The organism is Pseudomonas sp. Irchel s3a10 (genome assembly GCF_900187525.1).
Classification (GTDB): domain Bacteria; phylum Pseudomonadota; class Gammaproteobacteria; order Pseudomonadales; family Pseudomonadaceae; genus Aquipseudomonas; species Aquipseudomonas koreensis_G.
Genome location: NZ_FYDR01000002.1, coordinates 313,795 through 331,453, shown reverse-complemented (window position 1 = coordinate 331,453; position 17,659 = coordinate 313,795). Strand labels below are relative to the sequence as shown.

At 60.9% G+C, this 17,659-nt stretch carries 12 protein-coding genes; 7 read left to right on the top strand and 5 right to left on the bottom strand.

Annotated elements, in window-relative coordinates; all coding sequences use genetic code 11:
• Positions 1–92 precede the first annotated feature (92 nt).
• From CKW11_RS07065 to CKW11_RS07035, 7 genes are all read left to right on the top strand, one after another.
• A complete protein-coding gene (locus CKW11_RS07065) occupies positions 93–2,144 on the top strand; it encodes a bifunctional diguanylate cyclase/phosphodiesterase (protein WP_027612474.1) in 2,052 nt (683 codons plus the stop codon).
• A 230-nt stretch (positions 2,145–2,374) separates the two neighbouring features.
• Entirely contained in the window at positions 2,375–3,718 is a 1,344-nt protein-coding gene (locus tag CKW11_RS07060) for an imelysin family protein (protein ID WP_095136977.1), read from the top strand.
• 278 nt (positions 3,719–3,996) lie between these two features.
• Positions 3,997–5,424 (top strand): di-heme oxidoredictase family protein, encoded by a 1,428-nt coding sequence (locus CKW11_RS07055; RefSeq protein WP_095136976.1) that lies wholly within the window; start codon positions 3,997–3,999, stop codon positions 5,422–5,424.
• 26 nt (positions 5,425–5,450) lie between these two features.
• Complete coding sequence (locus tag CKW11_RS07050; protein ID WP_095136975.1) at positions 5,451–6,515, top strand: imelysin family protein; 1,065 nt, start codon at positions 5,451–5,453, stop codon at positions 6,513–6,515.
• Between the two features lie 14 nt (positions 6,516–6,529).
• Complete coding sequence (locus tag CKW11_RS07045; protein WP_095136974.1) at positions 6,530–7,630, top strand: DUF1513 domain-containing protein; 1,101 nt, start codon at positions 6,530–6,532, stop codon at positions 7,628–7,630.
• A gap of 225 nt (positions 7,631–7,855) precedes the next feature.
• Complete coding sequence (locus CKW11_RS07040; protein ID WP_095136973.1) at positions 7,856–9,004, top strand: efflux RND transporter periplasmic adaptor subunit; 1,149 nt, start codon at positions 7,856–7,858, stop codon at positions 9,002–9,004.
• 13 nt (positions 9,005–9,017) lie between these two features.
• Entirely contained in the window at positions 9,018–12,044 is a 3,027-nt protein-coding gene (locus tag CKW11_RS07035; protein WP_095136972.1) for a multidrug efflux RND transporter permease subunit, read from the top strand.
• A 1,761-nt stretch (positions 12,045–13,805) separates the two neighbouring features.
• On the opposite strand, the gene CKW11_RS07025 is transcribed toward CKW11_RS07035, so the two are convergent.
• The 5 genes from CKW11_RS07025 to colR form a co-directional block, all read right to left on the bottom strand.
• Complete coding sequence (locus tag CKW11_RS07025) at positions 13,806–14,033, bottom strand: hypothetical protein (RefSeq protein WP_095136970.1); 228 nt, start codon at positions 14,031–14,033, stop codon at positions 13,806–13,808.
• Between the two features lie 2 nt (positions 14,034–14,035).
• On the bottom strand, positions 14,036–14,749 hold the full coding sequence (locus tag CKW11_RS07020) for a lipopolysaccharide kinase InaA family protein (RefSeq protein WP_095136969.1): 714 nt from the start codon (positions 14,747–14,749) through the stop codon (positions 14,036–14,038).
• A 4-nt stretch (positions 14,750–14,753) separates the two neighbouring features.
• Positions 14,754–15,422, bottom strand: a complete 669-nt coding sequence (locus CKW11_RS07015; protein ID WP_095136968.1) for a class I SAM-dependent methyltransferase — start codon at positions 15,420–15,422, stop codon at positions 14,754–14,756.
• A 150-nt stretch (positions 15,423–15,572) separates the two neighbouring features.
• Positions 15,573–16,847: a HAMP domain-containing sensor histidine kinase gene (locus CKW11_RS07010; protein ID WP_095136967.1), complete on the bottom strand. Its 1,275-nt coding sequence runs from the start codon at positions 16,845–16,847 to the stop codon at positions 15,573–15,575.
• Complete coding sequence (colR, locus tag CKW11_RS07005; protein WP_041068401.1) at positions 16,837–17,520, bottom strand: two-component system response regulator ColR; 684 nt, start codon at positions 17,518–17,520, stop codon at positions 16,837–16,839. The genes CKW11_RS07010 and colR overlap by 11 nt, the downstream gene beginning before the upstream one ends.
• Positions 17,521–17,659: the final 139 nt, after the last annotated feature.

The following is a 17,659-nucleotide window of genomic DNA, read 5'->3' as shown; positions in this document are numbered from 1 at the left end:
CTCGGGACTTGATTGTCCCTTTGACTGCCAACACGGGATTGCCAATACTCATGGCAACTTGACGCTACCCGCACGGAACAAGGAATAACCCTTTGAAGCTGGAACTCAAGAACAGCTTGTCGGTGAAGTTGCTCCGGGTCGTGCTCCTTTCGGCATTGATCGTCGGCGTGGTCTTGAGCTGCGCCCAGATCGTTTTCGATGCCTATAAAACCCGCCAGGCGGTGGCCGGCGACGCCCAGCGTATCCTCGACATGTTCCGCGACCCATCCACTCAGGCGGTCTACAGCCTGGACCGGGAAATGGGCATGCAGGTGATCGAAGGCCTGTTTCAGGACGACGCGGTGCGCCAGGCGTCCATCGGCCATCCCAACGAAGCGATGCTCGCGCAAAAATCCCGTGAGTTGCAGCACTCCAACAGCCGCTGGTTGACTGACCTGATTCTCGGTCAGGAACGCACCTTCACCACCCAACTGGTCGGTCGCGGCCCATACAGCGAATATTACGGCGACCTGAGCATCACCCTCGACACGGCCACCTATGGCGAGAGTTTCATCGTCAGCTCGGTGATCATTTTCATTTCCGGCGTCTTGCGCGCCCTGGCCATGGGCCTGGTGCTGTATCTGGTCTATCACTGGCTGCTGACCAAGCCGCTGTCGCGGATCATCGAGCACCTCACCGAAATCAATCCCGATCGCCCCAGCGAGCACAAGATTCCGCAGCTCAAGGGTCACGAAAAGAATGAACTCGGCATCTGGATCAATACTGCCAACCAGTTGCTTGAATCCATCGAACGCAACACCCACCTGCGTCACGAAGCGGAAAACAGCCTGCTGCGCATGGCTCAGTACGACTTCCTCACCGGCCTGCCGAACCGCCAGCAATTGCAGCAGCAACTGGACAAGATTCTGGTCGACGCCGGCAAGCTGCAACGCCGGGTCGCAGTGCTGTGTGTGGGGCTGGATGATTTCAAAGGGATCAACGAGCAGTTCAGCTACCAGACCGGCGACCAGTTGCTGCTGGCGCTGGCCGACCGGCTGCGCGCCCACAGCGGTCGCCTCGGCGCCCTCGCCCGCCTTGGCGGCGACCAGTTCGCCCTGGTGCAGGCCGATATCGAGCAACCTTACGAAGCGGCAGAGCTGGCGCAAAGCATCCTCGATGATCTGGAAGCGGCGTTCGCCCTCGACCATCAGGAAATCCGCCTGCGCGCGACCATCGGCATCACACTGTTCCCCGAGGACGGCGACAGCACCGAGAAGCTGCTGCAGAAGGCCGAGCAGACCATGACGCTGGCCAAGACCCGCTCACGCAACCGCTATCAGTTCTACATCGCCAGCGTCGACAGCGAGATGCGTCGCCGTCGCGAGCTGGAAAAAGACCTGCGTGACGCGCTGATTCGCGACCAGTTCTACCTCGTCTATCAGCCGCAGATCAGCTATCGCGATCACCGCGTGGTCGGCGTCGAGGCGTTGATTCGCTGGCAGCATCCGGAACACGGTCTGGTGCCGCCGGACTTGTTCATCCCGCTGGCCGAACAGAACGGTACGATCATCGCCATTGGCGAGTGGGTGCTGGATCAGGCCTGCAAGCAGTTGCGCGAATGGCACGATCAGGGCTTCGTCGATCTGCGCATGGCGGTCAACCTGTCCACCGTGCAACTGCACCACGCCGAGTTGCCGCGGGTGGTCAACAACCTGCTGCAGATCTACCGCCTGCCGCCGCGCAGCCTGGAACTGGAAGTCACCGAAACCGGCCTGATGGAAGACATCAGCACCGCCGCCCAGCATCTGCTGAGCCTGCGCCGCTCCGGCGCACTGATCGCCATCGACGACTTCGGCACCGGCTATTCATCATTGAGTTATCTGAAGAGCCTGCCGCTGGACAAGATCAAGATCGACAAGAGCTTCGTTCAGGATCTGCTGGATGACGACGACGATGCGACCATCGTTCGCGCGATCATCCAACTGGGCAAAAGCCTGGGCATGCAAGTGATTGCCGAAGGCGTGGAAACCGCCGAGCAGGAGTCCTACATCATCTCCGAAGGCTGTCACGAAGGTCAGGGTTACCACTACAGCAAGCCGCTGCCTGCCCGGGAGCTGACGGCCTACCTCAAGCAAGCCCAACGCACCAATGCTGCCATTCTCTAGAAGATCAAAAGATCGCAGCCTGCGGCAGCTCCTACAGGGATCGCGTGCCCCTGTAGGAGCTGTCGAGTGAAACGAGGCTGCGATCTTTTGATCTGCGCCATCACACTGGCGTAAATAAGAAATATTTCCAGCCACAGCCCTTTACACATAATGCGAAAGATTTGCATTATGTCGCAGTTTTGCGCACCCCCAGCGCGAGTCCACTCAACTATCGAAGCAGGATGTTCGCCATGATTCGTATGCCTCTGGCTACCGCCAGTCTGCTGGCCATCGCTATTTCCCTCGCCGGTTGCGGCGAAGGCAAAGACAAGGCTGCCGCCCCGGCCGCGCCGACTCCAGCCGCCAGCACCGCTGCCGCGCCAGCACCTGCCGCTGCCGGTAAAGTCGATGAAGCCGCCGCCAAGGCTGTGGTCGCGCACTACGCCGACATGGTCTTCGCCGTCTACAGCGATGCCGAATCCACTGCGAAAACCCTGCAAACCGCCGTCGACGCCTTCCTCGCCAAGCCGAACGCCGACACCCTGAAAGCCGCCAAGGCTGCCTGGGTCGCTGCGCGCGTGCCTTACCTGCAGAGCGAAGTGTTCCGCTTCGGCAACACCATCATCGACGACTGGGAAGGTCAGGTGAACGCCTGGCCGCTGGACGAAGGCCTGATCGACTACGTCGACAAATCCTACGAGCACGCGCTGGGCAACCCGGGCGCCACCGCCAACATCATCGCCAACACTGAAGTGCAGGTCGGCGAAGACAAGGTCGACGTGAAGGACATCACCCCGGAAAAACTCGCCAGTCTCAACGAGCTGGGCGGTTCCGAAGCCAACGTCGCCACCGGCTACCACGCGATTGAATTCCTGCTCTGGGGCCAGGACCTGAACGGCACCGGCCCGGGCGCCGGCAACCGTCCGGCCTCGGACTACCTGGAAGGCGCAGGCGCCACCGGCGGTCACAACGATCGTCGCCGTGCTTACTTGAAAGCCGTGACCCAACTGCTGGTCAGCGACCTGGAAGAAATGGTCGGCAACTGGAAGCCGAACGTGGCTGACAACTACCGCGCCACCCTGGAAGCCGAACCGGGCGAATCCGGTCTGCGCAAAATGCTGTTCGGCATGGGCAGTCTGTCGCTGGGCGAACTGGCAGGCGAGCGCATGAAGGTCTCCCTGGAAGCCAACTCCCCGGAAGACGAACAGGATTGCTTCAGCGACAACACCCACAACTCGCACTTCTACGATGCCAAAGGCATTCGTAACGTGTACCTGGGCGAATACAGCCGCACCGACGGCACCAAAATGACCGGCGCCAGCCTGTCGTCGCTGGTGGCCAAGGCCGACCCGGCAGCCGACACCGCGCTGAAAGCCGATCTGGCCGCTACCGAAGCCAAGATCCAGGTCATGGTCGATCACGCCAACAAGGGTGAGCACTACGACCAGTTGATCGCGGCCGGCAACACCGCCGGCAACCAGATCGTACGTGACGCCATCGCCTCTCTGGTCAAGCAGACCGGTTCGATCGAAGCCGCTGCCGGCAAACTGGGCATCAGCGACCTGAACCCGGACAACGCTGATCACGAGTTCTGATCACGCCCGTTCGACTGAAAAAGGCGACCCCCGGGTCGCCTTTTTCATGCTTGCCATACACAAAACCCTGTGGGAGCGGGCTTGCTCGCGAAAGCGCTGGGTCAGACACAGATGAATTGACTGACACACCGCTTTCGCGAGCAAGCCCGCTCCCACAGGGGGGACTGCGTTTCTCCAAATCACTGCGCCATATCAAGCAAACGATAATTCCTCTTATTCAAACCCCCTCGCCCTGTTAGACTTTGCGCCTTTGTTTTCGCCCGTCCGCAGGATGTCTGATGCCCTCGCTGCCGCTTCGCTTGTCCGCACTGTTTCTGGCCCTGGGCCTGAGTGCCTGCGATGACGCCCCGCGCTTTACCAAGGCTGAGCCGGGTGAAGCGCGTTCGGGCGGGGCGGCGACCGTGCGCAAGACCGATCAGAATGCGTTCTCCCTGCCCTCGGCCAACCTGCCGCCGTCGCGTCGGGTCGACTTCAGCGTCGGCAACAGCTTCTTCCGCAGTCCGTGGGTGATCGCCCCGTCGACCACCACCGCCCGCGATGGCCTCGGCCCGCTGTTCAACACCAACGCCTGCCAGAACTGCCACATCAAGGATGGTCGTGGGCACCCGCCAGCGCCGGATGCGGCGAACGCGGTGTCGATGCTGGTGCGTCTGTCGATTCCCGATTCACCGGCCTATGCCAAAGTCATCGAGCAAGTCGGCGTGGTGCCGGAGCCGGTCTACGGCGGCCAATTCCAGGACATGGCCGTGCCCGGGGTCACCCCGGAAGGCAAGGTGCGCGTCGAGTACACCCCGGTGCCGATCCGCTTCAAGGACGGCACCGAAGTGGAGCTGCGCAAACCGGTTCTGCAATTCACTCAGTTGGGCTACGGCCCGATGCACCCGGACACGCGCTTCTCGGCCCGGGTCGCGCCGCCGATGATCGGCCTCGGCCTGCTCGAAGCCATTCCCGAAGAAGCGATCCTCGCCAACGCCGCCGCGCAGGCCAAAGAGAACAACGGCATTAAGGGTCGCGTAAATCGGGTCTGGGACGATGAGTTACATAAAACCGTGGCCGGCCGTTTTGGCTGGAAAGCCGGGCAACCCAATCTCAATCAGCAGAATGTCCATGCGTTTTCCGGAGATATGGGCCTGACCACCAGCCTCAGACCCTTCGATGACTGCACCGACGCGCAAACCGCGTGCAGACAGGCACCCAACGGCAATGGCCCGGATGGCGAACCGGAAGTCAGCGACAACATCCTGCGCCTGGTGCTGTTCTATACGCGCAACCTCGCAGTGCCGGCACGTCGCGGCGTCAACGACGAACAAGTACTGGCCGGCAAGAATCTGTTCTTCCAGGCTGGCTGCCAGTCCTGTCACACACCGAAATACACCACCGCCGCCAACGCCGCCGAACCTGAACTGGCCAATCAAGTGATTCGCCCGTACAGCGATCTGCTGCTGCATGACATGGGCGATGGTCTGGCCGACAACCGCACCGAATTCCAGGCCTCCGGCCGCGACTGGCGCACCCCGCCGTTGTGGGGGATCGGTCTGACGCAGGCAGTCAGCGGCCACACTCAGTTCTTGCATGACGGCCGCGCCCGCAATCTGCTCGAAGCCGTGCTCTGGCATGGCGGCGAAGCGCAGCAGGCGCAGCAACAGGTTTTGTCTTTCAACGCCGAACAGCGTGCCGCGCTGCTGGCGTTCTTGAACTCACTTTAAACACTTAAAAGAATCGGGAGCCCGACATGTTCCGTCCCAAGTTGTTGTTCACCAGCCTTGCTGCACTCGCCCTCGGCGCCTGCTCGCCGCAGGACCCGCAAGCGGTCACGTCGGCGGCCATCGCCAAATCGGTGATCCTGCCGACCTACACCCGTTGGGTGGAAGCTGACAAGCAACTGGCCGTGAGCGCCCTCGCCTACTGCCAGGGCAAGGAAACCCTGGAAACCGCCCGCGCCGACTTCCTGCACGCGCAGAAAGCCTGGGCCGAGCTGCAACCGTTGCTGATCGGGCCGTTGGCCGAGGGCAACCGTTCGTGGCAGGTGCAGTTCTGGCCGGACAAGAAAAACCTCGTTGGCCGTCAGGTCGAGCAACTGGTGGTCGCGCAACCGCAGATCGACGCCGCCGCACTGGCCAAATCCAGCGTCGTGGTGCAGGGCCTGTCGGCTTACGAGTACATCCTGTTCGATGAAAAACCTGACGTCGCCAACGCCGAGCAGAAAGCCAAATACTGCCCACTGCTGATCGCCATCGGCGAGCGTCAGAAGCAACTGGCCGAAGAGATTCTGCAGAGCTGGAACAACACCGACGGCATGCTCGCGCAAATGAGCAAGTTCCCCAACCAGCGCTACGCCGACTCCCACGAAGCGATCGCCGATCTGCTGCGTGTACAGGTCACCGCACTCGACACCCTGAAGAAAAAACTCGGCACGCCAATGGGCCGCCAGAGCAAAGGCGTGCCGCAACCGTTCCAGGCTGATGCGTGGCGCAGCCAGTCGTCGCTGACCGCGCTGCAAGCCAGTCTGGCCGCAGCCAAAACCGTTTGGGAAGGCGTCGACAACAAAGGCCTGCGCGGTCTGTTGCCGGCCGAGCAGAAACCGTTGGCGGACAAGATCGACGCTGCCTACGCCGCGTCGCTGAAACTGTTCGATAGCAGCCAGCGCTCGCTGACCGAAATGCTTCAGGACGACGCCGGTCGTCAACAACTCAACGATCTCTATGACAGCCTCAACGTCGTCCATCGCCTGCACGAAGGCGAACTGGCCAAGGCGCTGGGCATCCAACTGGGCTTCAACGCCAACGACGGTGACTGATGAGGGCAAGTGCCATGCTGCGACGCCAGGCTCTGACTTTAGGTAGTTTGCTGCTGGGAGCAGTGACACTGGGCGGCTGGACGCTGTTCAAGCGCAAGGATCAGAGCCCGCTGTTGCTCTCGGCGCGCGACGACACCGACGGCAGGCATTACGCCGTCGGTTATCGGCTGGACGGTACTCGGGTGTTCGCCACCGAAGTCGGCCAGCGCTGCCACGACATCATCAACCACCCGACGCTGCCGATCGCGCTGTTCGTCGCCCGCCGCCCGGGCACCGAGAGCTACCTGATCGATCTGCGCGACGGGACGTTGCTGCAAACCGTGACTTCGCAGCCGAACCGGCATTTCTACGGCCACGCCGTGGTGCACAAGGACGGCGAATACCTGTACGCCACCGAGAACGACACCACGGATCCGGGGCGTGGCCTGCTCGGGGTGTACAAGTTCGAAGGCGAGCGGCTGGTGCACAGCGGCGAGATTTCCACCCATGGCCTCGGCCCGCATCAGGTGTCATGGATGCCCGATGGTGAAACCCTGGTGGTGGCCAACGGCGGGATCCGAACCGAGGCCGAAAGCCGCGTCGACATGAACCTCAACGCCATGGAACCGAGCCTGGTGCTGATGCAGCGCGACGGCCCCCTGCTGAGCAAGGAAACCCTTTCCCAGCAGATGAACAGCGTGCGTCATCTGGGCATTGCCAGCGACGGCACCATCGTCGCCGGCCAACAGTTCATGGGCGCCTCGCATGAGCGCTCCGAACTGTTGGCGATCAAGCGTCCGGGCCAGCCCTTCGTGGCGTTCCCGGTGCCGGAGCATCAGTTGCAATCGATGGGTCATTACACCGCCAGCGTCGCGGTCCACAGCGAACTGCGGCTGGTGGCGCTGACCGCGCCGCGTGGCAATCGCTTCTTCATCTGGGACCTGGACAGCGGCGAAGTGCGTCTCGACGCGCCGCTGCCCGATTGCGCCGGCGTCGGTGCGGTCAAGGACGGCTTCGTCGTCACCTCGGGTCAAGGCCGTTGCCGCTACTACGATTGCCGTCAGGATCAACTGCTGGCCAAACCGCTGGAATTACCGGCAGGGCTCTGGGACAACCATCTGCACCTGATGGCCTGAATCAACGCTGTAACTGTGGCGAGGGAGCTTGCTCCCGCTGGGGCGCGAAGCGGCCCCGCTTTTTAACTCAAAAGCATGGGACTGCTGCGCAGTCCAGCGGGAGCAAGCTCCCTCGCCACAGGGGTTTTATTCGTCCTCACTGTAATAACTGCCAGTTGGAATCCCTACCTGACTCGGAGTAATGTGCCCGCCTGTCTCACCTGATTTATCCAAGGAACTGGAAATATGCTGCGTCGCCGCATGCTGATCATGTTGGGTGTTGTCTTGCTGGTCGTCCTGGTATTGGGCGGGTACAAAGCCTTTTCGATCTACACCATGATCCAGGGCTTCTCCAAACCAAAACCGCCGATCAGTGTCGCCGTGGCCCGCGCCAGCGAACTGCCGTGGCAGATGCGTTTGCCCACCGTCGGCTCACTGAAGGCCTTGCAAGGCGTCGAGCTGAGCCTGGAAGTCGCCGGCACCGTCACCGAACTCAAATTCGAATCCGGACAGAAGGTCAAGGCCGGGCAACCGCTGCTGCAACTCGACAGCGCGGTCGAGACCGCTCTGCTGGAAACCGCCAAGGCTGACCTGGGACTGGCACAACTGGATTTCGGTCGCGGCAGCCAACTGGTCGACAGCCGCGCGATCTCCAAAGGCGAGTACGACCGTCTCTCCGCCGTATTGCAAAAGAACAAGGCCACGGTCAATCAGCTCAACGCTTCGCTGGCGAAAAAACGCATCCTTGCGCCGTTCAGCGGCACTATCGGCATCCGTCAGGTGGATGTCGGCGACTACCTCGCCAGCGGCACCAAAATCGCCACCCTGCAGGATCTGAGCAGCCTCTACGCCGACTTCTATGTGCCGGAGCAATCGGTGCCGAAACTGGCGATCGGTCAACCGGTGCAGATCGGCGTCGCAGCCTATCCCGGGCAGAACTTTCCCGGCGCCATCAGCGCGATCAACCCGATTGTCGAAAGCACCACGCGCAATATTCTGGTGCGCGCAACCCTGGCCAACCCCGACGGTAAATTGCTGCCGGGCATGTTCGCCAGCCTTGAGGTGTTGCTGCCCGATCCGCAGAAACACATCGTGGTCCCGGAAAGCGCGATCACCTACACCCTGTACGGCAACTCGCTGTACGTGGTCGGGCAGAAAAAGGCCGAGGACGGCAGCGTCGAAAAAGATGACAAGGGCCAGCCGGTACTGATCGCCGAACGCCGTTTCATCGAGACCGGTGAGCGCCGCGATGGCCTGGTGATGATCAACAAGGGCGTGCAGAGCGGCGAACAAGTGGTGACCGCCGGCCAGATCAAACTGGACAACGGCGCACACATTGCCATCAGCGACGACAAGACCCTCGGCGAGCAGAACAGTCCGCCTCGCGCCGACTGATCAAGGAATCCCCATGGCTTTTACCGATCCGTTCATCCGCCGCCCGGTGCTCGCCACCGTGGTCAGCCTGCTGATTGTGCTGCTGGGTTTCCAGGCCTGGAGCAAGCTGCCGCTGCGCCAGTACCCGCAAATGGAAAACGCCCTGATCACGGTGACCACCGCCTACCCCGGGGCCAACGCCGAGACCATTCAGGGCTACATCACCCAACCGATGCAGCAAAGCCTGGCCAGTGCCGAAGGCATCGACTACATGACCTCGGTCAGCCGCCAGAACTTCTCGGTGATTTCGATCTACGCGCGCATCGGTTCCAACACCGACCGTTTGTTCACCGAACTGCTGGCAAAGGCCAACGAGGTGAAAAACAAACTGCCGCAGGACGCCGAAGACCCGGTGCTGAGCAAGGAGTCGGCCGACGCCTCGGCGCTCATGTACATCAGCTTCTTCAGCAAGGACTTGAGCAACCCGCAGATCACCGACTACCTGTCGCGGGTGATCCAGCCGAAACTGGCGACCCTACCGGGCATGGCCGAGGCGGAGATTCTCGGCAATCAGGTGTTTGCCATGCGCCTGTGGCTCGACCCGGTGAAGCTCGCCGGTTTCGGCCTCAGCGCCAGCGACGTGACCAACGCGGTGCGCCAGTACAACTTCCTCTCCGCCGCTGGCGAGGTGAAAGGCGAGTACGTGGTCACCAGCATCAACGCCAACACCGAACTGAAGTCCGCCGAAGCCTTCGCCGCCATTCCGCTCAAGGTCAGTGGTGACAGCCGCGTGCTGCTCAGCGATGTCGCGCGGGTCGAGATGGGCGCGGAAAACTACGATTCGATCAGTTCGTTCGGCGGCACGCCGTCGGTGTACATCGGCATCAAGGCCACGCCCGGCGCCAACCCGCTGGATGTGATCAAGGAAGTGCGCAAGCTGATGCCGGAACTGGAAGCGCAGCTGCCGCCCAACCTCAAGAGCGAGATCGCCTACGACGCCACGCTGTTTATTCAGGCCTCGATCGATGAAGTGGTGAAAACCCTGTTCGAAGCGGTGCTGATCGTCATCGTCGTGGTGTTCCTGTTCCTTGGCGCGCTGCGCTCGGTGGTGATCCCGGTGGTGACCATCCCGCTGTCGATGATCGGCGTGATGTTCTTCATGCAGATGATGGGCTATTCGATCAACTTGCTGACCCTGCTGGCGATGGTGCTGGCCATCGGTCTGGTGGTGGACGACGCGATTGTGGTGGTGGAGAACATTCACCGACACATCGAGGAAGGCAAGACGCCGCTGGAAGCCGCGCTGGAAGGTGCACGGGAAATCGCCATGCCGGTGGTGTCGATGACCATCACCCTGGCGGCGGTGTATGCGCCGATCGGCTTCCTCACCGGCCTGACCGGGGCCTTGTTCAAGGAGTTCGCCCTGACCCTGGCCGGTGCCGTGGTGATCTCCGGGGTCGTCGCCCTGACCCTGTCGCCGATGATGTGCGCCCTGCTGTTGCGCCACGAAGAAAACCCCAGTGGTCTGGCGCACCGCCTCGACCGCATTTTCGACGGTCTCAAGCGCCGCTACCAGAGCATGCTCCACGGCACATTGAATACGCGGCCGGTGGTGCTGGTGTTCGCGGTGATCGTGCTGTGCCTGATCCCGGTGTTTCTCAAGTTCACCAAGTCGGAACTGGCACCGGATGAGGACCAAGGCATTATTTTCATGATGGCCACGGCCCCACAGCCGACCAACCTTGATTACCTGAGCACCTACACCGACGAATTCATCAAGATCTTCAAGGAGTTCCCGGAGTACTACTCCTCGTTCCAGATCAACGGCTACAACGGCGTACAAGCGGGCATCGGTGGCTTCCTGCTCAAGCCGTGGAACGAGCGCAGTCGCACGCAGATGCAGATCCTGCCCGAGGTGCAGGGCAAACTGGAAGGCATCCCGGGCTTGCAGATCTTTGGCTTCAACCTGCCCTCCCTGCCCGGCACCGGTGAAGGCCTGCCGTTCGAGTTTGTGGTCAACACCGCCAACGACTACGAGTTGCTGCTGCAAGTGGCCGACCGGATCAAGAAACGCGCCATGGAGTCCGGCAAGTTCGCCTTCGTCGACCTTGATCTGGCGTTCGACAAGCCGGAAGTGGTGGTCGATATCGACCGTGCCAAAGCCGCGCAGATGGGCGTGTCGATGCTTGATCTCGGCAGTACCCTGGCGACGCTGCTGGGCGAGGCGGAAATCAACCGTTTCACCATTGAAGGCCGCAGCTACAAGGTGATTGCCCAGGTCGAGCGACCGTTTCGCGATAACCCCGGCTGGTTGAACAACTACTACGTGAAGAACACCCAGGGTGAGCTGCTGCCGCTGTCGACCCTGATCAAGGTCAGCGACCGGGCGCGACCGCGCCAGCTCAACCAGTTCCAGCAACTCAACGCGGCGAAGATTTCCGGATTCCCGTTGGTCAGCATGGGCGAGGCCATTAACACCGTACTGCAGATTGCCCGGGAAGAAGCGCCAGCCGGTTTTGCCTTCGACTATGGCGGCGCCTCACGCCAGTACGTACAGGAGGGCAGCGCACTGTGGGTAACTTTCGCCTTGGCGCTGGCGATCATTTTCCTGGTGCTGGCGGCGCAGTTCGAGAGCTTCCGTGATCCGCTGGTGATTCTGGTGACGGTGCCGCTGTCGATCTGTGGAGCGTTGATTCCGCTGTTCCTTGGCTGGTCGAGCATGAACATCTACACCCAGGTCGGGCTGGTGACCCTGATCGGGTTGATCAGCAAGCACGGGATCCTGATCGTCGAATTCGCCAACCAGTTACGCAAGGACAAGGGTCTGACCGCGCGCGAAGCAGTCGAAGAAGCGGCGGCAATCCGCTTGCGCCCGGTGTTGATGACCACGGCGGCGATGGTGTTCGGCATGGTACCGCTGATTCTGGCGACCGGTGCGGGCGCCGTGAGCCGGTTCGATATCGGCACCGTGATTGCAACGGGGATGTCAATCGGCACCCTGTTTACGCTGTTCGTGCTGCCGTGCATCTACACCCTATTGGCGAAACCCGATCCGAAATAACAGCGATTTACCTTGTGGGAGCGGGCTTGCTCGCGAAGGCGTCAGGTCAGTCAACAGCAATACTGAATGTGCCGGCCCCTTCGTGAGCAAGCCCACTCCCACCCTTGATCGTGGCCAGCCCTGAATTCTTCATCCACCAGCAATCCCCAGTGGGGGCGGCCAACCACAAATCTGCCATCCATCGACGCTCCCTTGTGGGAGCGGGCTTGCTCGCGAAGGCGTCAGGTCAGTCAACAGCAATACTGAATGTGCCGGCCCCTTCGTGAGCAAGCCCACTCCCACCCTTGATCATGGCCAGCCCTGAATTCTTCATCCACCAGCAATCCCCAGTGGGAGCGGCCAGCCACAAATCTGCCATCCATCGACGCTCCCTTGTGGGAGCGGGCTTGCTCGCGAAGGCGTCAGGTCAGTCAACCGCAATACTGAATGTGCCGGCCCCTTCGTGAGCAAGCCCACTCCCACCCTTGATCGCGGCCAGCCCCGAATGCTTCATCCACCAGCAATCCCCAGTGGGAGCGGCCAGCCACAAATCTGCCATCCATCGACGCTCCCTTGTGGGAGCGGGCTTGCTCGCGAAAGCGTCAGGTCAGTCAACAGCAACACTGAATGTGCCGGCCCTTTCGTGAGCAAGCCCACTCCCACCCTTGATCGTGGCCAGCCCTGAATTCTTCATCCACCAGCAATCCCCAGTGGGAGCGGCCAGCCCCGAACTCTTCATCCACCAGCAATCCCCGTTGGGGGCGGACAGCCACAAATCTGCCATCCATCGACGCTCCCTTGTGGGAGCGGGCTTGCTCGCGAAGGCGTCAGGTCAGTCAACAGCAACACTGAATGTGCCGGCCCTTTCGTGAGCAAGCCCACTCCCACCCTTGATCGCGGCCAGCCCCGAATTCTTCATCCACCAGCAATCCCCAGTGGGAGCGGACAGCCACAAATCTGCCATCCATCGACGCTCCCTTGTGGGAGCGGGCTTGCTCGCGAAGGCGTCAGGTCAGTCAACAGCAATACTGAATGTGCCGGCCCCTTCGTGAGCAAGCCCACTCCCACCCTTGATCATGGCCAGCCCTGAATTCTTCATCCACCAGCAATCCCCGGTGGGAGCGGCCAGCCACAAATCTGCCATCCATCGACGCTCCCTTGTGGGAGCGGGCTTGCTCGCGAAAGCGTCAGGTCAGTCAACCGCAACACTGAATGTTCCGGCCCTTTCGTGAGCAAGCCCACTCCCACCCTTAATCGTGGCCAGCCCTGAATTCTTCATCCACCAGCAATCCCCAGTGGGAGCGGCCAACCACAAATCTGCCATCCATCGACGCTCCCTTGTGGGAGCGGGCTTGCTCGCGAAAGCGTCAGGTCAGTCAACCGCAACACTGAATGTTCCGGCCCTTTCGTGAGCAAGCCCACTCCCACCCTTGATCGTGGCCAGCCCTGAATTCTTCATCCACCAGCAATACCCAGTGGGAGCGGCCAGCCACAAATCTGCCATCCATCGACGCTCCCTTGTGGGAGCGGGCTTGCTCGCGAAGGCGTCAGGTCAGTCAACAGCAATACTGAATGTGCCGGCCCCTTCGTGAGCAAGCCCACTCCCACCCTTGATCGTGGCCAGCCCCGAATTCTTCACCCGCCAGCAATCCCCGGTGAGAGCGGCCAGCCACAAATCTGCCATCCATCGACGCTCCCACAGAGGAATGATGTGATCCCTGGAAGACACGCAATAAAAAAGGCCTCGCATCTGCGAGGCCTTTCATTTTGGCTTCAATCGGTTCAACTCTGTGGCCTCATCCCTTGAGAAAGTCCGAACATGAACAGCAATAAATCATGATCAGGTTGAGTGGCCACGGAGGCTTTCGCCACCCGTGGTACTGCGCAGTGAGCATCGCCTGTAGTAGCACCGATCACCTGCATGCGGGGCTGCTCCCAGGCTGCCACCGCCAATGAAGCAACTGCCAAGGCTCCAACCAGAAACAAACCTCGTGCAATTTCGAGTTTCATCGCTATAAACCTTTGATAGCGCTGCCAAACGCCGTCTCGTAAAAGTAGACGAGTTTTTTCCAGTCCGTATCGCTGAACGACGAATGGCGCCGCAATTGCTTCATGTCATGGGAGGCCGCGCGATAAGCGGTCAGACGCTGGCGGCATTTTTCCAGATCGATCAATGCCACTTCGACCTGTGCCGAATCACCTTCGCCGGTCACCCGTACAAAAACGTGTTTGATGTAGATGCAGCTGTGCTGCCAACGGCCCTTGTGCATGCGCGCGAGGTTTTCGGCGAGGTCTTTAAGGACGCGCTCGTAAACGGCTTCGCCATATTGGGCACGGCCGCCGGCGGCTTCCCACTTTTCCAGTTCGTCGAAACCGTCCAGCGACTTGGTCACCAGCAGCGCACGCCACTTGTACTGTGGATCGGGCTGCGCGCCGCAAAAGACGATTTGCGGTACACGCACACCGAGACGGCTGACACCGGTCAGCGCATCCAGCTCACGCAAGACTGTCGGCCGCCCAAACGGGTGCAGCCAACTGCGATAGATATGTCCGGTCTGGCGCTTGGCATACAGTAACTGGCCGTCACTGCCCACGACTCGTTGCACACCACTTTCCCCGCCTCGGCGTACGTTGGGTTCTTCCACCCATTCACCGCGCTGGTTCCAGTAGTAATCGAAGCGATCCTGGGGAGCGACTTCCGTTTCGGCTGCTATTTGCACCGCCATCCTGTTACCTCTTGCGTAATACGTAGACCCGCCACATGGCATAGAGCGGAATAAAATCCAGTTGTTCCTGAATGCGAAAACCTGCCGCTTCGAATTCTTTTTCTACTGTCACAGCCGGTAACACAAACCGGTTCTGGTAACCCTCCTGCCCACGACGCTGTTCGGCGCGCTTGCGTTTCCAGGCCTTGAAATTACCGTCTACCCACAACGAAATGATGACGCTGTCACGGGTGACACGCTCGAATTCGCGCAGAATCGCCCGTCGATGCTCGGCTTCACCGATGTGGTGCAGCAAACGCATGCAGAAAATGCTGTCGACGGCGTTATCGGGCAAAGCAATGTCGAACGCTGACGTGTGCAAAGGTTGTACCCGTTTCACGACGTCGGCCGGTTGCGCCTGCATCGCGGTCTTGATCATTGATTCGGAGTTGTCCGCGCCAATGATCACCCGGTTGGGCTTTTCCGCCAGCAACGGCCAGAAACGCCCTGCACCGCATGGCAGATCCAGAACCAGCCCCGGCTCGCCCGCTAGCGTCAACGCCTTGCGGGCCAACTGCTCGTCGCGCCAATGAGACAACCGACGACCTAAACCGTGCTGGTGCTTGCGCAAATATTTTTGTGCATGCTGGTCATCATACTTTTCGGAAAAATCGAGCTTGATCGGTCTGCTCATTGCGGAACTCCTGAATAACTGATGCCCCAACCATAGGTAGAGGCATGTCAGCGTCAGGTCGTCCCTTTGTGAAAATTACGTCAGGTAAACCGGCGAAGTATTACAGGGTTTTACAGGGAGAAAGCAATAGCGCGGGGCCATCAACTATTGTCAGCGCAGCCCCAGCGTCACCTCGAAACGGCAACCATTGGGCTCCACAGTACTCAACCTCACTTCCCAGCCCTGGTTCTCGCAGATCCGCTGCACCAGCGACAAGCCCAGACCCAGGCCTTCGCCGCGCTTTTCATTACCACGCACAAAGGGCTGGAACATGGCTTCGCGCTTTTCCTCGGGAATGCCGACGCCGGAGTCTTCGACGATGAAGCCGTGGTCGATGAGTGTCAGGCGAATGAATCCGTGTTCGGTGTAGTGGCAGGCGTTGCGCAGCAGATTGCCCATGACCGCGCCGAGCAGGGTGGCGTTGAAGCACGTGTCCGGCGGGTTGCCCGGCTCAAACAACAGCTGCAGCCCTTTCGATTCGATCGGTTCGCGCCAGATACTGAGCAGTCCGTCGGCCACTTGGGCAAGGTTCTGCTGCGGCGCGGAACCGGCGTCTTCACGCTGGGCGCGGGCAAGCATCAGGAAGGTCTGCACCAGCTCGCGCATTTCCTCGCAGGCTCGGGCAATTCGCTCGACCTGAGCCCGGCCGCGTTGATCCAGCCCCGGGTTTTCCAGCAGCAGTTCGCAGGAACTGGCCAGCACCATCAACGGCGTGCGCAGTTCGTGGCTGACGTCGCTGGTGAACAGCCGCTCGCGGGTCAACGCCTGACGCAGACGACCAAGCGTGGCATCGAACGCCACTGCCAGTTCACCGACTTCATCAGCCGCATAATCCGGGGCCAATGGCGGCGCCAATCCCAGCAACTGATCGCGATGCCGCACTTGTCGCGCCAGGCGCACCACCGGTGCCATGACCTTGCGCGCCAATACCCAGCCGAGGAACACCGCCAGCGCCAGACTGAGCACGAAGCCCACCAGCACCACAGCGAACAGCACGCGTTCGCGCTCTTCGAAATCGCTTTGATCCTGCAGCAACACGTAACGACGACCGTCGACGATCTCGACCATCGCGTGATACGACAGCTGCTCGCGGAACACTTCGTGGAAGCCGGCATCGAGGTGACGCAGATCCTTGGGCAGTTCGAAATCACCCGGCCCGCCGCTGAAATAGAACAACTGATCCGGTTCCGGGCGATGGCTCCAGTCCGAGACGTTGTCCATCAGCAGCAGGCGCTGCAGGTCGCCGCCCAGTCCCGCCGAAATCAGCTTTTCCTCTACCAGGTGCACGGTCGCCACGATGCCCATGGCGAAGGCCCCGGCCACCAGCGCACTCATCAGTGCAAAAGCGATGATGATCCGCTGGGACAGGCTTTGCTTAAACTCCATCACGCCCCTCGGCCAAGCGGTAACCCACGCCGTGCACGGTTTGCAGCAACGGCTTGGCGAATGGTTTGTCGATCACCTGACGTAATTGGTGGACGTGGCTGCGCAGGCTGTCGCTGTCCGGGCAGTCATCGCCCCACAGCGCTTCTTCGAGAATTTCCCGCCGCAGGACGTGCGGGCTCTTCTGCATCAAGACCGCCAGCAGCTTGAGGCCGACCGGGTTGAGTTTGAGCAACTTGCCCTCGCGGGTCACTTCCAGCGTGTCGAGGTCATAGGACAGGTCGCCGACCTGCAGCGCACGGCGGCCGCCGCCCTGAGTCCGGCGCATGACCGCCTCGACCCGCGCCGCCAGCTCGGACAGCGCAAACGGTTTGACCAGGTAATCATCAGCCCCGGACTTGAAGCCCTGCAGACGGTCGTCCAGTTGATCACGGGCGGTGAGCATGATCACCGGCGTGTCACGCCGGGCATCTTCACGCAGACGCTTGCACAAGGTGTAGCCGTCGATTCCCGGCAGCATGATATCGAGCACGATCAGGTCGTAATGCTCGGTGGCGGCCAGGTGCAGGCCCGACAAGCCGTCCTGGGCGCAATCGACGGTATAGCCTTTGAGCCCCAGGTAATCGGCCAGATTGGCCAGGATATCGCGGTTGTCTTCGACCAACAGAATTCGCATTGGCATCTCCTCCGTACACAGTGACGGCCGTCATGGCCCGCGCAGCTTAAGGCCATCGCCGGTTCAGGGCTAGGGCCGGCATGCGCGCAAGTCCACTTGCCCGACCAAATCAAATAAACAACGAAGTTTTCACCATCGA